23 protein-coding genes are annotated in these 22453 nt (G+C 36.5%); 4 read left to right on the top strand and 19 right to left on the bottom strand.

Annotated elements, in window-relative coordinates; translation table 11 throughout:
• Positions 1-48 precede the first annotated feature (48 nt).
• From BCR22_RS14510 to BCR22_RS14425, 18 genes are all read right to left on the bottom strand, one after another.
• A complete protein-coding gene (locus BCR22_RS14510) occupies positions 49-810 on the bottom strand; it encodes a tyrosine-protein phosphatase (protein ID WP_069655596.1) in 762 nt (253 codons plus the stop codon).
• A 15-nt stretch (positions 811-825) separates the two neighbouring features.
• Positions 826-2205 (bottom strand): hexose-6-phosphate:phosphate antiporter, encoded by a 1380-nt coding sequence (gene uhpT, locus BCR22_RS14505; RefSeq protein WP_069655595.1) that lies wholly within the window; start codon positions 2203-2205, stop codon positions 826-828.
• 200 nt (positions 2206-2405) lie between these two features.
• Positions 2406-3077 carry a phosphate signaling complex protein PhoU gene (gene phoU / locus BCR22_RS14500; protein ID WP_069655594.1) on the bottom strand — a complete coding sequence of 224 codons (672 nt, stop codon included), beginning with the start codon at positions 3075-3077 and terminating at the stop codon, positions 2406-2408.
• An 18-nt stretch (positions 3078-3095) separates the two neighbouring features.
• Positions 3096-3854, bottom strand: a complete 759-nt coding sequence (pstB, locus tag BCR22_RS14495; RefSeq protein ID WP_069655593.1) for a phosphate ABC transporter ATP-binding protein PstB — start codon at positions 3852-3854, stop codon at positions 3096-3098.
• Positions 3855-3864: 10 nt separating this feature from the next.
• The gene (gene pstB, locus BCR22_RS14490; protein WP_069655592.1) at positions 3865-4665 is read right to left on the bottom strand and encodes a phosphate ABC transporter ATP-binding protein PstB; all 801 of its coding nucleotides are present in this window, start codon (positions 4663-4665) and stop codon (positions 3865-3867) included.
• Between the two features lie 16 nt (positions 4666-4681).
• Positions 4682-5566 (bottom strand): phosphate ABC transporter permease PstA, encoded by an 885-nt coding sequence (gene pstA, locus BCR22_RS14485; protein WP_069655591.1) that lies wholly within the window; start codon positions 5564-5566, stop codon positions 4682-4684.
• On the bottom strand, positions 5566-6486 hold the full coding sequence (gene pstC / locus BCR22_RS14480) for a phosphate ABC transporter permease subunit PstC (RefSeq protein WP_069655590.1): 921 nt from the start codon (positions 6484-6486) through the stop codon (positions 5566-5568). Before pstC ends, pstA begins: the two co-directional genes overlap by 1 nt.
• Positions 6487-6857: 371 nt before the next feature.
• The gene (locus BCR22_RS14475; RefSeq protein WP_069655589.1) at positions 6858-7712 is read right to left on the bottom strand and encodes a phosphate ABC transporter substrate-binding protein PstS; all 855 of its coding nucleotides are present in this window, start codon (positions 7710-7712) and stop codon (positions 6858-6860) included.
• Between the two features lie 181 nt (positions 7713-7893).
• Entirely contained in the window at positions 7894-9342 is a 1449-nt protein-coding gene (cls, locus tag BCR22_RS14470; protein WP_069655588.1) for a cardiolipin synthase, read from the bottom strand.
• Between the two features lie 204 nt (positions 9343-9546).
• Entirely contained in the window at positions 9547-10431 is an 885-nt protein-coding gene (ftsX, locus tag BCR22_RS14465; RefSeq protein WP_069655587.1) for a permease-like cell division protein FtsX, read from the bottom strand.
• Positions 10424-11110, bottom strand: coding sequence for a cell division ATP-binding protein FtsE (gene ftsE, locus BCR22_RS14460; RefSeq protein ID WP_069655586.1), 687 nt, complete (start codon positions 11108-11110; stop codon positions 10424-10426). Before ftsE ends, ftsX begins: the two co-directional genes overlap by 8 nt.
• Positions 11111-11217: 107 nt before the next feature.
• Positions 11218-12319 (bottom strand): peptide chain release factor 2 gene (prfB, locus tag BCR22_RS14455; RefSeq protein ID WP_111247351.1). Its coding sequence is split into 2 segments (ribosomal slippage): positions 11218-12246 and positions 12248-12319, totalling 1101 coding nucleotides; the frame shifts between segments, so codons are not numbered across the junction.
• 80 nt (positions 12320-12399) lie between these two features.
• Positions 12400-14931 carry a preprotein translocase subunit SecA gene (secA, locus tag BCR22_RS14450; protein ID WP_069655584.1) on the bottom strand — a complete coding sequence of 844 codons (2532 nt, stop codon included), beginning with the start codon at positions 14929-14931 and terminating at the stop codon, positions 12400-12402.
• A 260-nt stretch (positions 14932-15191) separates the two neighbouring features.
• Positions 15192-15743: a ribosome hibernation-promoting factor, HPF/YfiA family gene (gene hpf, locus BCR22_RS14445; protein WP_010760772.1), complete on the bottom strand. Its 552-nt coding sequence runs from the start codon at positions 15741-15743 to the stop codon at positions 15192-15194.
• Positions 15744-15880: 137 nt separating this feature from the next.
• Complete coding sequence (locus BCR22_RS15810) at positions 15881-16198, bottom strand: ComF family protein (RefSeq protein ID WP_240485898.1); 318 nt, start codon at positions 16196-16198, stop codon at positions 15881-15883.
• Positions 16199-16556: 358 nt separating this feature from the next.
• Positions 16557-17885: an ATP-dependent helicase ComFA gene (locus tag BCR22_RS14435; protein ID WP_069655582.1), complete on the bottom strand. Its 1329-nt coding sequence runs from the start codon at positions 17883-17885 to the stop codon at positions 16557-16559.
• A gap of 243 nt (positions 17886-18128) precedes the next feature.
• Entirely contained in the window at positions 18129-18452 is a 324-nt protein-coding gene (locus BCR22_RS14430; protein ID WP_069655581.1) for a PTS sugar transporter subunit IIB, read from the bottom strand.
• Positions 18453-18573: 121 nt separating this feature from the next.
• Positions 18574-18861 carry a DUF7662 domain-containing protein gene (locus BCR22_RS14425; protein ID WP_069655580.1) on the bottom strand — a complete coding sequence of 96 codons (288 nt, stop codon included), beginning with the start codon at positions 18859-18861 and terminating at the stop codon, positions 18574-18576.
• Positions 18862-19057: 196 nt separating this feature from the next.
• On the opposite strand from BCR22_RS14425, the gene BCR22_RS14420 reads away from it, so the two are divergent.
• The 4 genes from BCR22_RS14420 to BCR22_RS14405 all read left to right on the top strand — a co-directional run bounded on the left by BCR22_RS14420 (position 19058) and on the right by BCR22_RS14405 (position 21614).
• Positions 19058-19717 carry a YigZ family protein gene (locus BCR22_RS14420; protein WP_069655579.1) on the top strand — a complete coding sequence of 220 codons (660 nt, stop codon included), beginning with the start codon at positions 19058-19060 and terminating at the stop codon, positions 19715-19717.
• On the top strand, positions 19707-19943 hold the full coding sequence (locus BCR22_RS14415) for a DUF2829 domain-containing protein (RefSeq protein WP_069655578.1): 237 nt from the start codon (positions 19707-19709) through the stop codon (positions 19941-19943). Before BCR22_RS14420 ends, BCR22_RS14415 begins: the two co-directional genes overlap by 11 nt.
• Before the next feature lie 206 nt (positions 19944-20149).
• Positions 20150-20914 (top strand): 3-oxoacyl-ACP reductase, encoded by a 765-nt coding sequence (locus tag BCR22_RS14410; protein WP_069655577.1) that lies wholly within the window; start codon positions 20150-20152, stop codon positions 20912-20914.
• Between the two features lie 193 nt (positions 20915-21107).
• Positions 21108-21614, top strand: a complete 507-nt coding sequence (locus tag BCR22_RS14405; protein WP_069655576.1) for a QueT transporter family protein — start codon at positions 21108-21110, stop codon at positions 21612-21614.
• Between the two features lie 68 nt (positions 21615-21682).
• Here BCR22_RS14405 and BCR22_RS14400 read toward each other — a convergent pair whose 3' ends face one another.
• Positions 21683-22390, bottom strand: a complete 708-nt coding sequence (locus BCR22_RS14400; protein WP_069655575.1) for a GntR family transcriptional regulator — start codon at positions 22388-22390, stop codon at positions 21683-21685.
• Positions 22391-22453 lie beyond the last annotated feature (63 nt).

The following is a 22453-nucleotide window of genomic DNA, read 5'->3' as shown; positions in this document are numbered from 1 at the left end:
TTTAAGCCCATTATAACAAGAACAATCAAGGAAGACAAATAGCGTTTTTTAGTCAGTTAAATAGATGTTTCTCAATTCAGCCAATTTTACTTGATCGAAATTCAAACACTCAGCCGCATAGTTTTCAGCTGTCCCAAACTGTTTCTCAATCAATTTAAAGGTATGATCCAAGTATTCTTCTTTTACATAAAGAGCCGTAGCTAAAGACTCTAGTTGTTCTTCATTAAATCCTTGCTCTCTGAAGTGTTGTACGAGTTCATCATTGGCTTGTTTTCTTTCAGTATTTGTAATTAGAAAGTCTTTGTAAATTTCTTCCTTTTCCACATCTAGCAACGATAACAATAACGCTGATGCATAACCTGTTCTGTCTTTACCAGCAAAACAATGGAAAATCGTTGCTCCCTCTTTATTGGCTAATATGTAGTCCATAAATTCTGTAAACCCTTCTTGTGCTCCTGGATTTAAAATCAAGTCTTCATATACGCCTAACATATGTTTATCAACAGCTTCAATTGATTTCAACTTAGCAAAATCAGCCAAACTAGAGTTTTTAGCATTCATTTTTCCAAGTAAATCTAAATTAACATACTCCACTTCTTGAATCGGCGTATCTGGAGATTCACTAATTTCAAAACCTCGTCTAAAATCAATGATTCTAGTCAGATTAAACCCTTCTACTAATAGCCTTTGTGTTTCTTCATCTAAGTTCACTAAATGACCTGAGCGCAATAATTTTTTGGACTTGATTGTTTTCCCTTCTTTATTTTTAATACCACCTAAATCTCTAAAATTCGTAATTTGTACGTTCATTTGTTTATTCCACCTTTATGCACTTAATTGTTTTCTTCTTTTTTCTTCTGCAAATGCCACGATTCCTAAAAGAACAGCAATGATTACGATTGAAATGTAAAAGATAATAAATGTATCATTCCAACCATGCAAAACATGACCAAAAAAATTCACTCCGTCTTTTGCTGGATCGGAAATTTTAGCTAAGAGAATCTTTGCCATTGAATCTCCAAACAGATAGGCAAAAGCTCCTAATAATCCACCTGAAACAACTGTTGCTTTTTTAGGAACAAATCCCAGCATTGATAGATTGATCAATAATTGTGGTCCAAAAACCATCATACCTAACATAAATAATGAAGCATTGATCACAAATTCAGTTGTACCAAGCTGATATCCGATAATACCAATCGGGAGTAAAATCGTACTTACAGTAGCAACCAGTGCCGGACGCCCTTTTAGTAAATCTGAAATATATCCCCAAGCTAAACACCCAACTAAAGCACCCATTTCAAAATAAAAAATGGTTTGAGCGGCGGCTTCCTGTGAAAAATTCAAATGTTCAGTAACATATAGTGGTGCCCAGTTATCGATCCCAATTCGTACAATATAAACGAAAACATTCGCAACACACAACACCCAAATATAAGGATTGGTTAATAGATATTTTTTAAAAATTTCCCATTTCGTTAAGTTTTCAGCATCGACGTTGGCCTCTTCAACTGGCTCACCAAAGATTTCTTCACTAGAATTCCACCCTAAATCTTCCGGTCTATTTTTGCCAATAAAAAAAGTTCCTATCGCAACGACAGCAGCTACGATTGCTGGAATAATAAACATTCCTGCAACTTGACCTTTAAAGAAAGTAGTAGCACACCAGACCGCAAAAATCCCGGCGAAACCGCCCCCAATATTGTGAGAAGCATTCCATAATCCAATGTATCTACCACGATTGCTTCTTGTTGTCCATTGCGTGATGACAGAAGCGCAACTTGGTCCTCCAACACATTGGAATAAGCCGTTTAATGACCATAAAACAACAATCCAGCCCATAGGGACATTATTCATTGTGAACAGTATTCCCATACATAAAACGGTGATTGAAGATAATAATAACAAGATAGATAGGATTTTCTTTGTATTTTTCCCATCAACAATATAACCCACAATAAATTTACCGAATCCATAAACAATCGAAAAGACAAAACCAATGTAACCAAGATCTGTCGTTGTAAGGCCTAGTTGGCTTTTCAGTAATGGTTGTGCTGCTTTAAAGTTATTACGAATCATGTACATTGTGATGTAGATTACCACAACGACCAAAAACGGTTTCATAAATTCTTTGAACCATTGTTTTCTTTGTTCAGCCAACGTTGGTCGACTGATTGTACCAACAACTGCATTCGTTTCTTCCAAATTAACTCACCCCAAAATTTTAATTATAATGGTTAGCGCTTTCCAATATAATTGTATAATACACGAGGTAAGAACAAATGTAAACACGATATTGAAATTATGTTCAAATTTATTTTTTACATTTTAACTGCTAAACTGTATTAACTAAAAAGACAAGAATACAACTCTTTGAGTCATCCTCTTGTCTTTTAATTATCTTTTTATTCGTCGTGATTGCTATTCAATTCTGTGATTTTTCCTGTTGCTAGATAAACAATCCACTCACAGATATTCGTTACATAGTCACCAATACGTTCTAAATATGTCGCAACATGCAGATAATCGGTTCCACTAACAACCGTTTCTGGATTTGCTTGCATGGCTTTGATCGAATGACTATAGATACTATCAAAATACTCATTCACACGAGTATCCATCTTAGCAATCATACGCGCATCTTTTTGATCTGTTTTTACATAAGCGATCAAGACATTATCAACCATCTTCTTCACATAATCAGACATATCTGAAATTTCTTTTTCGATTTCCGGAATTCTTGTTTCGCCTTTTAAACGAATCGTAGATTTTGCGATCGATACAGCATGATCTGCCATCCTTTCTAAGTCAGAGCTGGCTTTCATCACAGTGATAATCATTCTTAAATCAGTAGTAACTGGCTGTTGTAAAGCAATCATTTCAAAGCTTTTCTTTTCTAATTTTACTTCCATATCATTGATTTGTACATCGTATTCGATCACTTCATTGGCAATCTTTTTATCATGATTAATATAAGCACGCACAGATTTATGTACGACATTACTTACCATCATGCCCATTTCATAAAATTGATTATGCAGATTTAATAACTCTTCTTCAAATTGGCTACGCAACATGTATTATCCTCCTTTTTTTTAACCAAATTTTCCAGAAATATAATCTTCTGTTTGTTTTTCTTTAGGGTTTAAGAATATTTTCTTTGTATCGTTGAATTCTATCAATTCTCCTTGTAAAAAGAAAGCCGTTTTATCGGAGATTCTAGATGCTTGAGACATATTGTGTGTTACCATGATCATCGTATATTTTTCTTTTAGCGTTAAAAGCATATTTTCGATTTTACCACTGGAAACAGGATCTAGTGCACTTGTTGGTTCATCTAATAAGATAATTTCAGGATCGACCGCTAAAACACGAGCGATACATACACGCTGTTGCTGTCCACCAGATAAAGACAAGGCGCTTTTGTGTAGTTTATCCTTTACATCATCCCACACAGAGGCTGCTTTTAAGCTATTTTCAACAGCTTCATCTAAAACTTGTTTATCCTTTTCACCTTTTAAGCGTAAACCATAAATCACATTTTCGTAGATAGAAAAGGGAAACGGATTAGGTTGTTGAAAGACCATACCGATTTCTTTGCGTAAATCTACAATATCTGTTTTTGGACCGTAGATATCTTTGCCTTTATACACTACACTACCAGTAATCGTTACGCCTGGAATCAAATCGTTCATCCGATTCAACGAGCGTAGGTAGGTCGATTTACCGCAACCAGAAGGACCAATCATCGCAGTGATTTCTCCTTGATTAATGCTCAAATCAATGCCTTTTAAAGCTTCCTTTTTACCGTAATATAAGTGCAAATCTTTTGATGAAATAATCTCTTTTGTCATCTTGCTCCTCCTAACCAAAATGTCCAGAAACGTAATCTTCTGTCGCTTGAATTTTTGGTCGTGTAAAGATTTTTCTTGTTTCATCGTATTCAATCACTTTACCTAGATAGAAAAAGGCCGTGTAATCACTGATACGAGCAGCTTGTTGCATATTATGCGTTACGATAATAATCGTATAATCATCTTTTAAATTGACTAATGTTTCTTCGACTTTTCCGGTTGAAATTGGATCTAGTGCACTGGCAGGTTCATCTAAAAGTAAAATATCCGGTTTCATGGCAATGGCTCTAGCAATGCATAAACGTTGCTGTTGCCCACCAGACAAAGCAAGTGCACTTTTATCTAGATTATCTTTGACTTGTTCCCAAAGTGCAGCTTGTTTTAAACTAGTTTCAACAATTTCATCTAGTTTTTTCTTATCTTTTTCACCATGTTGCTTTAAAGCAAAGGTGATGTTTTCATAAATAGATTTACTAAATGGGTTAGGACGTTGAAATACCATGCCGATTCGTTTACGCATTTCATAGACATCGACTTCTTTGGTATTGACGTTTACCCCTTTATACATGATATCTCCCGTTACCTTGGTATTAGCGATACCATCATTCATCCGATTCAACGAGCGTAAATAAGTCGATTTACCACAACCAGAAGGACCAATCAAAGCAGTGATTTTATTTTTTTCAAACTCTAAATCAACGCCTTTGATGGCTTCATTTTCACCATACCAAACGTGTAGATCATCGGTATGTAAAGCGATTGGTTCTGGTAATTTAATAATATTGGTGTCATTTAAATTATATTCTTTCATTCTGATTCCCCTAACATTAGGCTGATGTCATTCTTTTATATAATCTGTTTCCGATAAAACGTGCGCCGAAATTAAAGAGTAACACGACTAAAATCAGAACAGCAGAGGCTCCAGCAGAAACAGCTGCGCCATCTGGCATTGTACCTTCTGTATTGATTTTCCAAATATGGACTGCTAACGTTTCAGCTTGACGGAAAATACTGATTGGGCTTGAGACACTTAACGGATTCCAATTGCTGAAATCTAATGCTGGTGCACTTTGTCCTGCAGTATAAATCAATGCTGCTGCCTCACCAAAAATTCTTCCAGAACTCAAAATTACACCAGTTAAAATACCTGGCAACGCTTCTGGAACGACTACTTTCATCACGGTTTCCCAACGGGATAATCCCAGAGAGAGTCCAGCTTCTCGCTGTGTATAATGAACTGCTTTTAATGATTCTTCCACATTTCTTGTCAATAAAGGTAAGTTGAAAAATGTTAAGGCCAATGCTCCTGAAATAATTGAGAAACCATACCCAAGTTGCACTACAAAAATCAAGAAACCAAACAAACCAACAACAACTGAAGGAAGTGAGCTTAAAATTTCGATTGATGTGCGAATCACATCTGTAACCCAATTTTTCTTCGCATACTCTGATAGATAAATACCCGCACCTAATGAGATAGGAAAACTGATGAGCATCGTAATCAATAATAAGTACAACGAGTTAAATAATTGAATCCCAATACCGCCGCCAGCTTGATACGCTTTAGAAGGTTTTGTCAAAAAGTTCCAAGATATATGGGGGATCCCACGAATTAAAATATAAAGCAGCAATGCTGCCAAAATCAATACAATCACGCCTGAAATAGCATATAAGACGCCTGTTGCAAATTTATCTGCTTTTTTTGCATTCATTATTTCAAGGCCCCTTTCCTACCAATGATCCGAATAATAATATTAAAGAATAATGACATCAATAATAGGATCAGCGCAAGTGACCAAAGCACATTGTTTTCTACAGTTCCCATAATTGTATTTCCAATCCCCATCGTCAAAATACTTGTTAAAGTAGACGCAGGCGTTGTCAAACTTGATGGCATGATAGCCGCATTTCCGATAACCATTTGAATTGCCAATGCTTCACCGAAGGCACGTGCCATCCCAAAAACTACAGCAGTTAGAATGCCAGGCACAGCAGCGCGTAAAACCACTTTGTAAATCGTTTGCCAGCGGGTCGCTCCCAAGGCTAGCGATGCTTCACGATAGTGACGAGGAACTGATTTTAACGCATCAACTGTCATAGTTGTAACTGTTGGCAAAATCATAATGAATAGTACAAATGTACCCGCTAAGATCCCAAAACCCGTACCACCGAAAATTGAACGAATAAAAGGGACGATCACAGATAAACCGATAAAACCATATACCACAGAAGGAATTCCAACTAATAGTTCAATAACTGGTTGTAAAATTTTCGATCCTTTTTTTGGTGAAATTTCTGTCATAAATACAGCTGCTCCAATCGCAAATGGTGTTGCAATAATTGCTGACATAAATGTTACAATAAAAGAACCCGCAATCATCGGTAAAGCCCCTACCATTGGTTGGCCATCCGTTCCCGTTTCACTTGGATTCCAGTTTGTACCGAATAAAAAGTCGGATACTTTAATTTTATTTGTAAAAAAAGTCGCCAAACCTTTACTTGCCACAAAATAAAAGATCGATAAAACAACCAAAACAATCAAAGCGATACAAAGAAAACTAATAAATTTCCCTCGTTGTTCCATTCTGGCGCGCTTTGATTTTGTTAACAATTTCTTCTGAACATCTTCCAAGAAAATTCCTCCTTAAATTAAAAGCGTAACGAGCTTGTTTGACTTTGACTGGAAAATAGGAAAAATCGAATGTGGCGTTTTTTGCCACACTCTATTTTTATCTTTTTCCCGAAGAGTTAGCTCGTGAAGCTAGATATCATATGGTAACAACGTTCCGCTTTGCTTCACCTTGCACTTTCCAACATCAGCTCATTCATTCACTGTGTTTCAAAGCAAAAACGTAACGAGCTCGATCGGAATTTATTTTTTCCAACAATTCCCCATATGCTCAACACGTTCCATGATAAAAACAGTCTAACTTTTGAACATAAATTTACGTTTAATAACATGTAAATCTTATGTTAAGTTTGTAAATTTTGTGTAAAGGTTGATTATTTAATAAGATTTCCTTGCCAATCACGTTCTACTTCCATTTTAGACACAGGAATATAGCCTAATTGCGCAATGATTTTTTCCTGTACATCGTCTGACAACATGAAGTCCAAGAATTCGTCTGTCAATTGTTTTGGCTTTCCTAATGTATACATATGTTCATAAGACCAAATAGTCCATTTGTTTGTGACAACATTGTCGTCTGTTGGTTTTACACCATCAATACTTAGTGTATTGACTTCGTCATTAACGTAAGAAAAAGCAGTATAACTAATTGCTCCTGGTGTATCAGCAACAATAGAGCGTACCATTCCACTTGAATCTTGTTCTTGAGCTTGAATCGCTGTTTTGCCATCTAATACCCAACGTTCAAACGTCACTCGTGTACCACTTCCTGCAGCACGATTCAGCATAACAATAGGAATATCTTTCCCACCGATTTCTTTCCAATTAGTTATCTCTCCTAAAAAAATTTTTCTTAGGTTTTCTAAAGAAATATCTGATACACCAACCTTTTTATTAACGATTGGCGTAATTCCTACTACGGCAACTTTATGATCTGTCAATTTAGACGCGTCAATTCCTTTTTTTTCTTCCGCAAACAAATCTGAATTTCCAATATCCACTGCACCTGACTGAACTTGGCTTAATCCTGTACCACTTCCGCCACCTTGAACATTAACAAAGCGACCTGGATGTTGATTTTGAAATTCTTCCGCTGCAGTTTCAACCAAAGGCTGTAATGCTGAAGATCCGACGGCAGTGATCGATTCACCACGATCAATCCACTTAGCGCAACCTGATAAAGTTAGTACTCCAATTAAACTAAAAAATAATAGCATCTTCTTTTTCATTTATCTGATAATCCTCCAAACTCAATTCAATCAATTCATTTTAACATTAACTCTTTCCATTGAAAATTATAAGTTGCTCCAGTTCATCATTTTTTTGAATTAAATAACAAACATAGCGTTTAAGAAACAGAATAAATTAAAAAGTACAACTGAACTACCAGGTTGCACTTTTTGCACTAATTTATAATAAAGGTGAAATTAGCCGAGCTAAACCTTCTTTTAATTTGATGAGTACACCGCGATTGCAGTATTTTTCTTCTGTTAACAATTCTGATACTTTAGAATCTTCATAGAATGCATTTCGTACTTTTTCAGAAAATGTTTGATCATAAATAACTGTATTTACTTCAAAATCAAGTCGAAATGAACGGACATCAATATTTGCAGATCCTACAGATACGATTCCACCATCAATAATCATCGTTTTAGCATGAATAAATCCTTGTTCATAGGTTTCAATAATAGCACCATATTCTAGCAGTTCAGCTGAAAATGAGTATGTCGCCCAGTAAACTAGCATATGGTCTGGCTTATTTGGTATTTGCATACGTACTTTTACACCTGATAACAAAGCTAACTTTAGCGCTTCGTGAATCGAGGCATCTGGTATATAATATGGCGTTTGGATCAAAATTTCTTTCTTTGCTATTGAAATCATTTTTAAATACGTCATTTTTATTTGCTCAAGTTCTGAATCAGGACCGCTAGTAACAACTTGAACAGCTTTTTTACCATCAGAATGAATTGTTGGAAAATATGCTGCATCATAGCTGAGTTCTTTTCGATGTTGTGAATTCCAATCCATTAAAAAACGATTTTGCAAACTATAAACAGCTTCACCATAAATTCGAAGATGATTGTCTCGCCAATAACCAAATTTTTTAACCTTACCAAGGTACTCATTTCCAACATTAAATCCACCAGTATAACCAATTTTTCCATCGATCACTACAATTTTCCGATGATTGCGATAATTGATTCTTGGATTTAGATAGGGAACAAACAACGGAAAGAAAAAAGCCACTTCTCCACCAATTTTTCTTAGTTCTTCAAAAAATTTCATATTTACTTGTGTCGAACCCCAAGCATCTAAAAGCAAACGAACTTTTACGCCTCTTTTCACAGCATTGATGAGTTCTTGTCGAATTTCTTTTCCTAAAGTATCACCGCGATAAATGTAGTATTCCATATGAACATGATCTCTAGCTTGTCGGATATCTTCAATCAAGCTATCAAATTTCTCTCGACCATCTGTATATAAAAGAACCTCATTTTTTGTTGTATACAAAGAGCTTTCGAAAATAGTCAACATATAAATCAATTGCTTTGAATCTACTTCTCCAGTTGGAGGATGAGGAAATAACCCTCTTAATAATGATTGTTTCTCTGCTTCTATTTCGGCATTCATCCCGATTTTTGCCTGCATTTTCATATCAAAGATTTTATCTTTTGAAATACCTCGACCTAAGAAAATATAAAGAATGAACCCTAAAACGGGAATAAACATCAAGACCAACAGCCACGACCATGTCTGAGCTGTTTGTTTCCGTTCTCGAAAAACGATAATTAATGATAAAAGCATATTAGCAATAAAAATAATAACAAATAAATTATCATATAAAAATTTCATCTACGCACCCCAATCACTTCACTCATACATCCCCAATAAAGCATAACGAAATTATGAAAATAAGTAAAGAAAAAAAGGAGGTGGGACATGACTCTACGAGTCACACCCCACCCCCTAAGGAATCCGGATAAACGGTTGAAGCATAAGCAACTATTATGCTTTTCTTCGATTACATCATATTCTGTCCCAACTTCTTTAAGTTCACTAAATTTTTAAGAAGCGACGCATTGAGATAATAGATCCAAGTGATCCTATCGTCATACCAATGACGATCATCAATACATCAATCTGCCAAACAAATGATTCAGGTTTTAATAATGAATAATTTGAACTTAGCAATTGTGGATTGAACAATGTATAAAATTTTTGATAGCCAAACGTTAGTACCAAAATTGGAATGATCGCACCAATCAAACCGATCCAAGCTCCTTCTATAAAGAAAGGCCAACGAATATAACCATTTTTTGCTCCAACCAAACGCATGATTTGGATTTCTCTTTGGCGCGAAATAATCGTAATTCGAATCGTATTAGAAATTAAGAATACTGCAACAAACAATAGTAATATTGCGGCACCTAGTCCCCATGTTCTAACTTTTCCTGCGATACTAAAAATCTTATCGGAAGAAACGCCACCATAATCCGCTTTAAATACATTCGGTAGTTTTGCTGCTTTTGCTGAGATTTCTTTCGTATCTGATGGTTCTTTCGCACTTACGTAATACACATCGTACAATGGATTGCTGTCACCTTCAAACAAGTTCCACGCTTCACCCATTTGTTTTTGGATTTTCTTTAATTGTTTGTCTTTATTTGAATAGGAGATTGTTTCAACATTGTCGATTTTATTTAAATCTTTTTCTAGTTTTTGCATTTCATCCGGTGTTGTACCGATGTCAACGAAAACAGAAACTGTTACGTTTTCTTCAATGTCTTTTGCTAATTTTGTTGCATTAAAAATTACTGCCATAAAAATCCCAACAAGAACTAAAGTAATTGTAACGGCACTGGCTGAAGCAATTGTCATCCACCCATTACGTTTTAAACTTTTGATACTTTCTAGGACATGAGAAAAGAACGTTCTAATCATCGTAGCCATATTCTCCTTCCGCTTGGTCTCGAATAATTCGGCCATTTTCGATGGCGATTACGCGATGACGGATCGTGTTTACAATCGTGCTGTTGTGTGTTGCCATTACAACCGTTGTTCCTTGAGCATTGATCCGGTCCAACAATTTCATGATTTCCCATGAGTTTTCCGGGTCAAGGTTTCCTGTTGGTTCATCGGCAATCAACACTTTTGGTGTATTTACAATTGCTCGAGCAATAGAAACACGTTGTTGTTCCCCACCAGATAGTTCACTTGGGAATACTCTAACTTTATGTTTTAAACCAACTAAATCAAGAACTTCCATTACTCTTTTCTTGATATCTCTTGGTTTACGCCCAACAACTTGCATTGCATAGGCAACATTTTCATATACTGTTTTTTTTGTCAATAATTTGTAATCCTGAAAGACAATCCCGATTTCTCTTCTAAGGTAAGGAACTTCTGAATTTTTTATTTTCATTAAATCATGACTGGCAACTTTCAAACGTCCTTTTGTTGCTTTTTCTTCACGGTACATTAATTTGATGAACGTTGATTTTCCGGCTCCAGAAGGGCCAACAACATAAACGAATTCACCTTGTTTTATTTCTACTGAAATATTTCGAATAGCAGTTGTACCATTCGAGTATTTCTTCATTACATCTTTCATTTCAATCATGGCGTATTCTCTCCATCTCTGTTTTCTAGACTATCAACCATTATAACATGACTTTGTTTCAAGGCTCTTTCAACAGTTTACAATTTTATTTCATTTCTGTAAATTGATCAATTTAATTTTTGTTTCAAGTAAGCATCAATGAATCCATCTAAGTCTCCATCCATTACTGCCTGTACATTTCCTGTTTCATAATTGGTACGATGATCTTTGACCATTGAATAAGGATGAAAAACATAGGAACGAATTTGCGAGCCCCATCCAATCTCCAATTGTTCACCGCGTAATGATGCTGCTTCTTGGGCTTTTTTATCCATTTCTAGTTGATAAAGTTTTGCTTTAAGCATCCCCATTGCTTGCTCACGGTTTTTAAGTTGAGAACGTTGAGCTTGGCTTGCAACAACGGTTCCAGTCGGAATATGCGTAATTCGTACCGCTGATTCGGTCTTATTGATATGCTGCCCACCAGCTCCACTCGCACGATACGTATCGACTTTTAAATCATCGGTATTGATGTCAATCTCAACATTTTCATCCAATTCAGGCATAATGTCAACCGAACAAAAAGACGTATGACGACGTTTTGCCGAATCAAATGGAGAAATACGGACTAAACGATGCACACCTTTTTCGGATTTCAGATAACCATATGCATTATATCCTTTAATAAGAAGAGTCACACTTTTAATACCTGCTTCATCTCCAGATTGGTAATCCAATGTTTCAACTTGAAACCCATGGCTTTCAGCCCAACGAGTATACATCCGAAGTAACATGCTACCCCAATCTTGTGATTCAGTTCCTCCAGCTCCTGGGTGAAGTTCCATGATAACATTATTTTTATCATATGGCTCGTTTAACAATAAAGAAAGTTCATAAATGCTTAATTTTTCCTTTAGGGTCAATAAACGTTCTTCCAGTTCCACCTGCGTATCAGCATCGTACTCTTCTTGCTGCATCTCACTCATGATTTCTAATTCTTCCAGCTCATCTGCAAATTGATGAAATTGTTGATATTTTTCTTTGTAAGAATTGGTTTCATTAATCAACTGTTGCGCGGTTTCTGAATTATCCCAAAATCCAGGTTCTGCCATTCTGTTTTCGGCTTCTGCGATATCTTCTTCTAACTGATCTAAGTCAAAGAGACCCCCTGAAGCTAGTAATTGATTGATTCATTTCATCTAAAATAGTTCGGATTTCAGCATTTTCCATGATATTTTCTTCCTTTCACTTTCAATACGCTAGTTTACAAATAAATGAAGGCGAGGCGAACGCCTCACCTTCATCGCTTGTTATTGATCTTTGCCGTGGCAATTTTTGTATTTCTTGCCACTCCCACATGGGCAAGGATCGTTACGGCCTATTTTTTCGTCAACATGAATAGGTTGCTTCTTAGCACTTGTGTTACTTTGAGGCTCATCTTCTTCTGTTGGATGAACAGCTTCACCTTGTGCAACTTGTTCACGTTGCACATTTTGACGGATTTCAGATTTCATAAATAGACGCGTTACTTCGTATTCAATGGCTCCAATCATTTCTTCAAACATATTGTAGCCTTCTGTTTGATATTCAACTAATGGATTATTTTGTCCATACGCACGTAAGCCCACAGACTGACGTAATTGATCCATCGCATCGATGTGATCTGTCCATTTTGTATCTACAACACGTAATATGACAACTTTTTGGAATTCTAGAATTTGTTCTGGCCCATTTAATTGTTCTACTTTGACATCATAGACTTCTTGAGCACGTTTCACTAAGTAATCTTTGATATCTTCTGGTGACTTCCCTTCTAAATCTGCTTTAGAAATAGAATCTTCATGAACCAATGTAGAAGAAGCAAAATCAACAATTCCATCAAGATTCCAATTTTCTTTTTCTAATTGTGTATGGCTGTCTACCACACGTGTGATCGTACGTTTCACCATATTTAGTAATGTATCAGTCAATTCTTTATCTTCCATTATAACTTCTTGGCGTTGTGCATAAATCACTTCACGTTGCTCACGCATTACATCATCATATTGCAAGACATTCTTACGTGTATCATAGTTATTCCCTTCAACACGTTTTTGCGCTGACTCTACTTGCTTGCTTAACATTCTACTTTGGATCACTGCATCTGATTCTTCAATATTCATACGATCCAAGAACGCTTTGATTCTTTCTGAACCAAAACGTTTCATCAAATCATCTTCAAGTGATAGATAGAATTGAGAAACCCCTGGATCCCCTTGACGACCTGCACGCCCACGCAATTGATTATCGATACGGCGTGATTCATGACGTTCTGTACCAATCACAGCTAAACCGCCGAGTTCAATAACGCCTAGACCAAGCTTGATATCAGTACCACGACCAGCCATGTTGGTCGCAATCGTTACCGCTCCTTTTTGACCAGCATTCATGATGATTTCAGCTTCTTTAAAGTGATTTTTCGCATTTAACACTTCATGCGGCACTTTTTCTTGATTTAATAACTCTGATAATAATTCAGACGTTTCAACAGCTACAGTACCAACTAAAACGGGTTGACCATTATGGTAACGTTCTTTGATGTCTTGAACTACTGCTTTAAATTTACTTTGTAGTGTTGGGTATAATAAATCCGCACGGTCATCACGAACGATTGGACGGTTTGTTGGAATTTGGAAAACCTGAATGTTATAAATTTCACGGAATTCTTCTTCTTCTGTTTTAGCAGTACCCGTCATCCCAGCTAATTTTTTGTACATACGGAAATAGTTTTGGAATGTAATTGTTGCCATTGTTTTTGTTTCATCTTCGATTTCTACGCCTTCTTTAGCTTCAATCGCTTGGTGTAACCCATCTGAATAACGACGACCATCCATGATACGACCAGTAAATTGGTCAACAATCAAGACTTTCCCTTCTTGAACCACATAATCGATATCACGTAACATGATAAAGTTCGCACGTAGGGCTTGATCCATATGATGTGTCAAGGCTGTATTTTCAATATCATAAAGATTTTCTAAACCAAAGTTTTCTTCTGCTTTTTCAATACCTGCTTCGGTTAAACTAATTGTTTTAGATTGAACATCGATTTTGTAGTCTTCGTCTTCTTTTAGACGTTTAACAAAATTATCCGTACGTGTATAAAGTGCTGTTGATTTTTCTGCTTGTCCAGAAATAATCAGCGGCGTACGAGCTTCATCGATCAAGATTGAATCGACCTCATCTACGATTGCATAATTCAATGGACGTTGTACCATTTGATTACGATAAACAACCATGTTATCACGTAAGTAATCAAACCCTAATTCATTATTAGTACTGTAGGTAATGTCGCAGTTGTAAGCATCACGTTTTTCTTCTGATGTTTTTGAGTTGATATTCAGTCCAACTGTTAAGCCTAAGAAATTATACAATTCGCCCATCTCGTCAGAGTCACGGGTTGCTAAATATTCATTGACTGTTACTACATGAACCCCTTCGCCAGTCAATGCATTTAAGTAAACTGGCATTGTAGCAGTCAACGTCTTCCCTTCACCCGTTCTCATTTCTGGGATGTTCCCATCATGTAAGACAATACCACCCATTAATTGAACGCGGTACGGATATAATCCTAAGACGCGTTTTGCTGCTTCACGAACTACCGCAAAAGCTTCTGGTAATAATTGATCTAGTGTTTCACCTTTTTGGTAACGAGATTTGAACTCATCTGTCTTTGACTTTAATTCTTCATCGCTCAATGCTGCAATAGCTGAAGCATGAGATTCCACTTGACCAGCAATTCCGTCCAAGCGTTTTAGTTCTTTTTTATCATTTTCAATCATCTTTTTTAAAAAATTAGCCATGTTTTTAAGTGTTCCTTTCAATAAGCTCTATTTATTTTTTGCACTAAATGCACAATCATCCTTTCTATTTTATCACTAGTTGCTAAGAAAGGAAATAACTTCTCTTAATATTAATAATATATTATATCACTTTTTATGTACTTATTCTAAAAATAAGGAAAAGAGACTTCGGCAAAACGTATGCCGTCTTGCTTCAGTCTCTTCCAAATCGAATAGTTTAAAATAATCGACCTTTGATAACCTTGTTAAATCAAAGGGACTTAATCTGTTTCAATTAAACCATATTTGCCATCTTTACGACGGTAAACAATACTGGTTCCATTTGTTTCTGAATCTTCAAAGATAAAGAAGTTGTGTCCTAACATATTCATTTGTAAAACAGCTTCTTCACTATCCATTGGTTTTAATGAAAGACGTTTTGTACGAACGATGTCTAATTCTGGCGTTTCGTCTGGTGTTTCTTCACCATTTAAGAAAATAGCTGCTTTAGCAGTATTCATCCCAGTTTCACGAGATTTACGGTTAATTTTTGTTTTAAATTTACGAATTTGTCGTTCTAATTTATCTACAACTAAATCAACACTTGCATATAAATCAGGTGATGTTTCTTCAGCACGTAAAACTAAATAAGGTAGAGGAATAGTAACCTCGACTTTTGCTGTCTTTTCAGTATAGACTTTTAAGTTAACATGAACAGTCGCTTCAGGTGAATCACTGAAATAACGTTCTAGTTTACCAACTTTTTTCTCTACATAGTCTCGGATTGCTTCAGTAACTTCGATGTTTTCTCCACGCACATTGTATCTAAACATAACGATTACCCCTTTCATCTGCCACTAAAGAAGGAATAAAAGGACCACTCTGTTATCCTTCTTCTTAATTCTATTATAACGAATTATATTCCTTTTGCCAACCAAATTGCGGTCGATTTTTTATTTTAATTGTTCTGCTATCTCGCGATAGAAAACGTATACAGTTTTGAAGGATCATTTTCCAAAATAACCTGTGCAGCATGAAAAATCGTCCGACCTGTTGTATAAATATCATCCACTAAAAGGATGTCTTTATTTAGGACAGCTTTTTGCCCTTCTAGCGTCAGTTTGAAAGGTCGTTTTAACGCCATTCGTTCTTTCCTTGTTTTTTGCACTTGCGATAAGCTATCTGCAAAACGAACAAGATAGGGCTGATAACAGATATTCGCTGCATCCAATAAGCCTTCAACTTGATTGAAGCCCCTACTCTTCATTCGTTCAGTTGAAATCGGCATCGGGATCACCAAAAAGTTCTTTTTTTGCTTGAAGTATGTCTGCAAAAATTCCCTAAAACTATATCTAAGTCCATAATTCCCTTTAAATTTGTATTCTTCAAACCATTCTTGCATCGCTGGATTGTATGAAAAAAGGGCTTCATGATGAAAATCATACTTCGGATAAAGCTGTTGCCATCTTATGCAATCATTGCAGTATGTATTGTTAGACCGACGTTGACATCCATAACAGCTTCCTTTTCTTTCCAATAATATGAATTCTTTGACACACTGGGAACACAGTTGTTCTGACACTATTTTTTGTGGCAAAAAAATTTCCTTGATTGTTAAATTTCTGGTGATCCTTTGACTACAATAATTACATCTCATCAATCAAGCCCCTCTCGATACCTAATGTATTCATTTTTTTGATCTGCTTTATCGCTTCTTTCATTGCCTTCGTACAGCCATCATGTAAGAACCAGACTTCCCCAGCAGTGTATTCTTTTCTTCGGTCGACTCTACCAGCAATTTGAACAAGAGCTGATGTTGCAAAAACATCATGATTTGCTCCTAAAACAATCACCGAAACACCATCAAACGTCACGCCTCTTTCTAATATAGTGGACGTCAATAGAATTCGATATTCCTTGTTTCTCATCTTTAGAACTTTTTCTAATCGCTCTGGGTCCTGTGAATGAACGCATGCTAATGGTACTTCTGGAAAATGCTTTTCAACAGCTTCCTTCAACTTTTCCATTAAAGAAATACTTGGACAAAAAATCAGGACATCATTTTTTGTCACTAATGTGCGAATTTTCGTTACAAGGGTTCTAGGACTGTTCCCTTTCTTTATTTTCTCATGCCACTTAGAACACCATTTCAATTTTGGGACCGGCAAGACTCTTCGATGATAGCGCGCTGGTAAAATGCTCGTTTTTAATTTATTTTGAGCTGTTTTTTTTGTTAATTCTTTGGTTGGCGTTGCAGTGAGATAAACAAGTGAACTAGTTTGCTTGATTGCTTGACCGACACCGTATTGTAAAAGTTCGTTATCGACAAAAGGAAAAGCATCTACTTCATCGATGATCAATACATCAAATGCTTGAAAAAAACGTAATAGTTGGTGGGTTGTGCATACTACAAGCTTAGTATAGCGATACTGTTCTTCCATCTTTCCATGAAGAAGAATCGTTGGCTCCTCTGGAAAAACAGCCTGTATTCTAGGGAAAAGTTCCAGACAAACATCTACTCTAGGCGAGGCAATCCCAACGCGAAAGCCGTGTTCTAAAGAATAGTGGATCGTTTCAAACAACATCTCGGTCTTTCCAGCACCGGTAACCGCCCAGATCATTCTAGATTCACCTTTCTTCACCGATTCTAAAAGATCATTGGATACTGCTTGTTGCCCTTCAGTGAGTTGCCCTTCCCAAGCAAAATTGACCGTTCTCTTAACTGGGTTTGGTTCAGGTAAATGATAAAACTCAAGACTAGTATCTACTCTGCCTAATTGAATGCACGCTGGGCAAAAATAATGATGATTCGCCAGTTGGACTGTGTTCTTATTGTGAATCTGACCACAGCGTAAACATTGAATCGTTTTTTCATTCACATCTTGCATTGTCACCAGCTTTTGGCTCTGTCGTTCAGCTTGTTCGATATGTTCAATTTCTTTTTTTAAAACTTTTCTCCCCCATAACTCTTTCATTTATCCCCTCCATCATTAACTTACGCAATTTTTACGGACTATTTTTTCTTTTTTCAACTTTTTAAGTCGTTATCTAGGACATCATGAAAAAAGCGACTCATTCTTTTTCCAAAAATAAGTCGCTTTTTATTTAGTTAAATGAGTTGGTTAGTCAGATGAAGAAAATGAAATTGACATTCAATTCGAGCAAAAAACAAAACAAGTGAGTCAAAACTTAAAACAAGTCTTGGCTCACTTAATGTACTAGTTATTTTCAATTAGATTCAATGCTTGTTGTAAAACTTTTTCTCCGTTCATCATGCCATAATCTGCCATATTGATTACTTCTAAAGGAATGCCTTTTGGTTCCAAACGTTTCTCAAAATCATTTTTCATAAAGCGAACTTGTGGGCCTAATAATAACACATCCACAGGTTTACTTTCTAGGTTGTTATCTGCATCAGAAGCAGAAACTGCAAATATATCTGCATCCAAACCTTGTGCATCTGCTGCTTTTTGCATCTTTGTTACGAGTAAGCTTGTACTCATACCAGCTGAACATACAAGCATAATTGTTTTTTTAGCCATGTTAGCCACCTCCTTATTCTAATAATAATATAACACTATTTATATTCTCTTTACCCATAGTATAGTAAAAAACTGAATTTTGTCAACGCTTCCCGCTTATGAGTTATTCTGATTTTGCAATTTAAAAAAGCCACTTAGATTTCAGTAGTTTATTAAAAACTACATATTCTTTTCCAATATTGACTTGTACAACTTGATAACTAGCATTGAGCCAACCATATGCACCTTTTTCAGGATGTTTGTGATCGTTTGCCCACCAATCGACATCTGTGCGTGCCGTTTTAGGAAGTCCTGAATGTGGGAAAAGTAACTCGTCAAACTGAGTAAACGTTAAAGTTACTTGTGACCCGCCATTGGTTGTTAAATAATGGGTAACGCTATCATATTTCTTTTGACGCTCTTTTGCCAAATCAGTCACTCCTTCTTTCTTTTTATAGCTTTATTTACCAGGAACTAGCTTTACTATATTCCCTCTCTTTTTAATGATTATCTCATAAAAGTTTAAAGAAGCAAATGATGGTCTCTTCTCTATTTTGTAGAGAATAGTTGCTTCTCTCCTTTATTTTTTTTATACTTGAAGTATTATGTAGTAAAGGACTGAGCAGATGCTTGATCGTTATTTTACCATTCGCTCTGACGGGGAAAGTGAAATCGAGATAAAAAAATCTCGTTTTATCTGCTCTCTTAAACGAGTCTATTCAGAAGCGGAAGCCAAAGAATTTATTGCTCAAAAGAAAAAAGAGCATTGGAAAGCCACTCATAATTGCAGCGCGTTTGTGATCGGTGAAAAAAGCGAGATTCAGCGTAGTAATGATGATGGTGAACCTAGTGGAACAGCCGGTGTCCCTATGCTAGAAGTTTTAAAAAAACAGGAATTGATCAATGTCGTCGCTGTTGTCACTCGTTATTTCGGTGGTACTAAACTTGGCGCTGGCGGGTTGATTCGGGCATATAGTCATGCAGTTTCTCATGCCTTGAATGCTATTGGATTGGTTGAAGGAAAATTACAGCTAGAAATTCGTTTAACAATCAGTTATCCTAACCTAGGTAGCGTTCAAAACTTTATGGAGCACAATCCATATACTCTAAAAGACACGATTTACGGAGAACATGTTGAGGTGATTTGCTTGGTAGATGAGGCAAGATCCGAGCAATTTTTGTCAGAAATCGTGGAGCTATTAAACGGACAAGTCACTTTTGAAGAAGGCGAATGTTCTTATCATGAATTACCAATTATAAAAAAGGAGCAAACAGATGACATTTGAAGAAGTATTACCTCATATAAAAAACGGGGCAAAAGCGGTAAGAGAAGGTTGGGGCGGGTTTGAATTGTACATTGAGATCAGGGATGAGATTGGCACATCGGATGGTACATTTCTTCAAGTGACTCCCTATTTTTTGATCAAAACATCCGACGAGGGATATAGTATGTTTTCACCAACGCCATGTGACGTTTTGGCAGAAGACTGGAAAATCGTCAGCGTTGATTAAAGATTCTATAAAAAAGTCTGGGACAAAAGCTTATTTTCGAAGCCTTCAAATCTTAGTGCTTTAGCACTTAGAATTTGATGTGATCGAAGCGAAGCGTAGTGATTGCTTCTACTCCCACCATTTATTCGCATATGGGGTGTGAAACAAAAGTGATTTTACTTTTGTCCCACCCCCTTTCTTATAGCATCAAGAAAAGAGGGCCATGGATGCATTTCGATGAATATAGAAAAAAAACGATTTTTATAACTGGCGCAGCTTCTGGTATAGGACAAGCACAAGCCGTTGCTTTTGCAAATCAAGGAGCCAATGTATTAGGCTTCGATCTTGACGAGATTGGCTTAGCTGCAACAATAGAAAAAACAAATGATGTTACTGGACAATTTTCTGCTTACATTGGCGATGTTTCCAAAAAAAGGGATATCGCCGCTGCAGTTAAACAAGCAAACAGCTTATTTGGTCCTATCCATATCTTACTGAATACTGCTGGTATTTTGGATGACTATACACCGACTTTGGAAACAACAGAAGCTATGTGGGATCGCGTATTATCGATCAACTTAAAAGGAACTTTTTTAGTGACCAACCAAATTTTACCGCAAATGTTAGAAGAAAAACACGGCGTAATCATCAATATGGCTTCGATTGCTGGTATAGTTGCAGGTGGTGGCGGAGCAGCCTATACTGCCTCAAAACACGCTATTATCGGCTATACTAAACAATTGGATCATGACTACGTGAAACAAGGTATTCGCGCAAATGCGATTGCTCCTGGTGCAATTCAAACCCCTATGAATGCCGCTGATTTTGCTGGTGATGGAAAAATGGCGGCTTGGGTTGCGAACGAAACGCCAGCTGGACGTTGGGCTAAACCGGAGGAAGTTGCTTCGTTATCCCTTTTTCTGGCAAGCGAGCAAGCAGATTATATTCATGGAACCGTCATGACAATCGATGGTGGTTGGTTGGAAAAATAATCTGCTGAAATGATCATAACTGCTTTACAAATGCTCTGATTTTCGATACCATAAAAAGCAGTCAAGCAGTTTTTACAAGCTAGCTTCACCAGTTTCAACACTATGACACTTCAGTTGGCAGTATTCTCTTGTCACTTCCTTTGGTCATAGTTATTACTAAAACAGAGCATCTGTTTTACAAAGGAGAACACAAATGAATAATCCAAACACCCAGACTAACGCCTGGTCTGTCATCTCTTTGACAAAAATGGCTTTGATCACGGCACTCTATGTCGTTGTCACAATTTTTTTAGCGCCTTTTAGTTTTGGTGCTATTCAACTCAGATTCTCAGAACTATTTAACTTTTTGCCGCTGTTCAACAAACGGTACATTCCAGCCGTAACATTAGGGGTAGCCATCTCAAACATTGCTTCACCTTTGGGTTTAGTTGATGTCATCATCGGCAGTGTATCAACATTTTTTGTATTGCTTTTATCTTACTATGTAACAAAACAGTTAAAAAGCCCTATCAAGAAAATGGTTTTAACAGCAATTATTTGTTCACTTTCGATGTTTACGGTTGCTGGACAATTGACCTATTTTTATCATCTTCCGTTTTTCTACACATGGCTAACAGTTGCAATCGGTGAATTACTGTCTATGACGGTTGGCGGCATTTTGATTTATTGGATCAGTAAAAATATTGATTTAACACAATAAAAAAAGGGAAATGACTGTTGACGACTCTTCACTAAAGATGAGACGACATGATTCATTTCCTTTTTTGTTTATTTTTCTAAATAAAATTCAAAACGGTTCCCTACATATTGTGTTCGTACATATTCAAACGGTGTACCGTTGTCAAAATAAGAGATTTGACGTAAACGAAGAATTGCATCACCACGTTTTATTTTTAAATAATCTGCAATTTGTTCTGAAGCTAACATCGCCGAAATGGTCTGATTCGCATGACCAATTTTATTGTTGCCTTTTTCTTCTAGCGTTTTATAAAAAGAATTTGTGATTTCCGCTTTGCTATATTGATCTACTAACGAGTATGGCACACTCGCAACCTCAAAACAAATCGGCAAATCATCCGCAAACCGAATCCGCTCCATGCGTACGATTTGTTCATTTTCTTTCAGATTTAATTTTTCCATCTCGCTAGAACTTGGTTTAGCTACATAATAGGAAACAGTCCGGCTGGAAGGGACCCGATTTTGCGAAAGCATGATATCTGTAAAACTGGTTGTTCCCGTCATTTTTTCTTGTACTTTTTTGCGGGCAACATAGGTTCCTGAACCGATTTTACGTTCCAAAATCCCCTCATCTGCAAGTGTTTGAATCGCTTGCCTCAACGTCATTCGACTGACGTTGAAATGGATCGCCAGCTCTCGTTCTGATGGAAGCCTGTCTCCAATCTTCCAAACACCATGTTCAATGTCCTCTTTAATTTTATCGTGGATTTGAATATAAACCGGTAAACTTGACACCATCTTACTTCCTCCTTTTTATTCCCTTTCATTATAACTGGTATATACCTCATATACAACCAAAAG

The sequence above is a fragment of the Enterococcus plantarum genome, from assembly GCF_001730295.1.
GTDB lineage: Bacteria > Bacillota > Bacilli > Lactobacillales > Enterococcaceae > Enterococcus_L > Enterococcus_L plantarum.
Note: the sequence above shows the minus strand (reverse complement) of the source record. Positions and strands in the feature narration are given on the sequence as shown.

What these genes read in the sequence shown, in the direction of transcription:
- ftsE (WP_069655586.1), bottom strand. Translation starts at nt 11,110, where the DNA reads ATGATTGAAATGAAAGATGTAATGAAGAAATACTCGAATGGTACAACT.
- ftsX (WP_069655587.1), bottom strand. Translation starts at nt 10,431, where the DNA reads ATGATTAGAACGTTCTTTTCTCATGTCCTAGAAAGTATCAAAAGTTTA.
- BCR22_RS14435 (WP_069655582.1), bottom strand. Translation starts at nt 17,885, where the DNA reads ATGAAAGAGTTATGGGGGAGAAAAGTTTTAAAAAAAGAAATTGAACAT.
- BCR22_RS14510 (WP_069655596.1), bottom strand. Translation starts at nt 810, where the DNA reads ATGAACGTACAAATTACGAATTTTAGAGATTTAGGTGGTATTAAAAAT.
- cls (WP_069655588.1), bottom strand. Translation starts at nt 9,342, where the DNA reads ATGAAATTTTTATATGATAATTTATTTGTTATTATTTTTATTGCTAAT.
- BCR22_RS14430 (WP_069655581.1), bottom strand. Translation starts at nt 18,452, where the DNA reads ATGGCTAAAAAAACAATTATGCTTGTATGTTCAGCTGGTATGAGTACA.
- BCR22_RS14420 (WP_069655579.1), top strand. Translation starts at nt 19,058, where the DNA reads ATGCTTGATCGTTATTTTACCATTCGCTCTGACGGGGAAAGTGAAATC.
- pstB (WP_069655593.1), bottom strand. Translation starts at nt 3,854, where the DNA reads ATGACAAAAGAGATTATTTCATCAAAAGATTTGCACTTATATTACGGT.
- secA (WP_069655584.1), bottom strand. Translation starts at nt 14,931, where the DNA reads ATGGCTAATTTTTTAAAAAAGATGATTGAAAATGATAAAAAAGAACTA.
- BCR22_RS14405 (WP_069655576.1), top strand. Translation starts at nt 21,108, where the DNA reads ATGAATAATCCAAACACCCAGACTAACGCCTGGTCTGTCATCTCTTTG.
- BCR22_RS14410 (WP_069655577.1), top strand. Translation starts at nt 20,150, where the DNA reads ATGCATTTCGATGAATATAGAAAAAAAACGATTTTTATAACTGGCGCA.
- pstA (WP_069655591.1), bottom strand. Translation starts at nt 5,566, where the DNA reads ATGAATGCAAAAAAAGCAGATAAATTTGCAACAGGCGTCTTATATGCT.
- BCR22_RS14400 (WP_069655575.1), bottom strand. Translation starts at nt 22,390, where the DNA reads ATGGTGTCAAGTTTACCGGTTTATATTCAAATCCACGATAAAATTAAA.
- BCR22_RS14475 (WP_069655589.1), bottom strand. Translation starts at nt 7,712, where the DNA reads ATGAAAAAGAAGATGCTATTATTTTTTAGTTTAATTGGAGTACTAACT.
- BCR22_RS14415 (WP_069655578.1), top strand. Translation starts at nt 19,707, where the DNA reads ATGACATTTGAAGAAGTATTACCTCATATAAAAAACGGGGCAAAAGCG.
- BCR22_RS15810 (WP_240485898.1), bottom strand. Translation starts at nt 16,198, where the DNA reads ATGCCGATTTCAACTGAACGAATGAAGAGTAGGGGCTTCAATCAAGTT.
- phoU (WP_069655594.1), bottom strand. Translation starts at nt 3,077, where the DNA reads ATGTTGCGTAGCCAATTTGAAGAAGAGTTATTAAATCTGCATAATCAA.
- pstB (WP_069655592.1), bottom strand. Translation starts at nt 4,665, where the DNA reads ATGAAAGAATATAATTTAAATGACACCAATATTATTAAATTACCAGAA.
- hpf (WP_010760772.1), bottom strand. Translation starts at nt 15,743, where the DNA reads ATGTTTAGATACAATGTGCGTGGAGAAAACATCGAAGTTACTGAAGCA.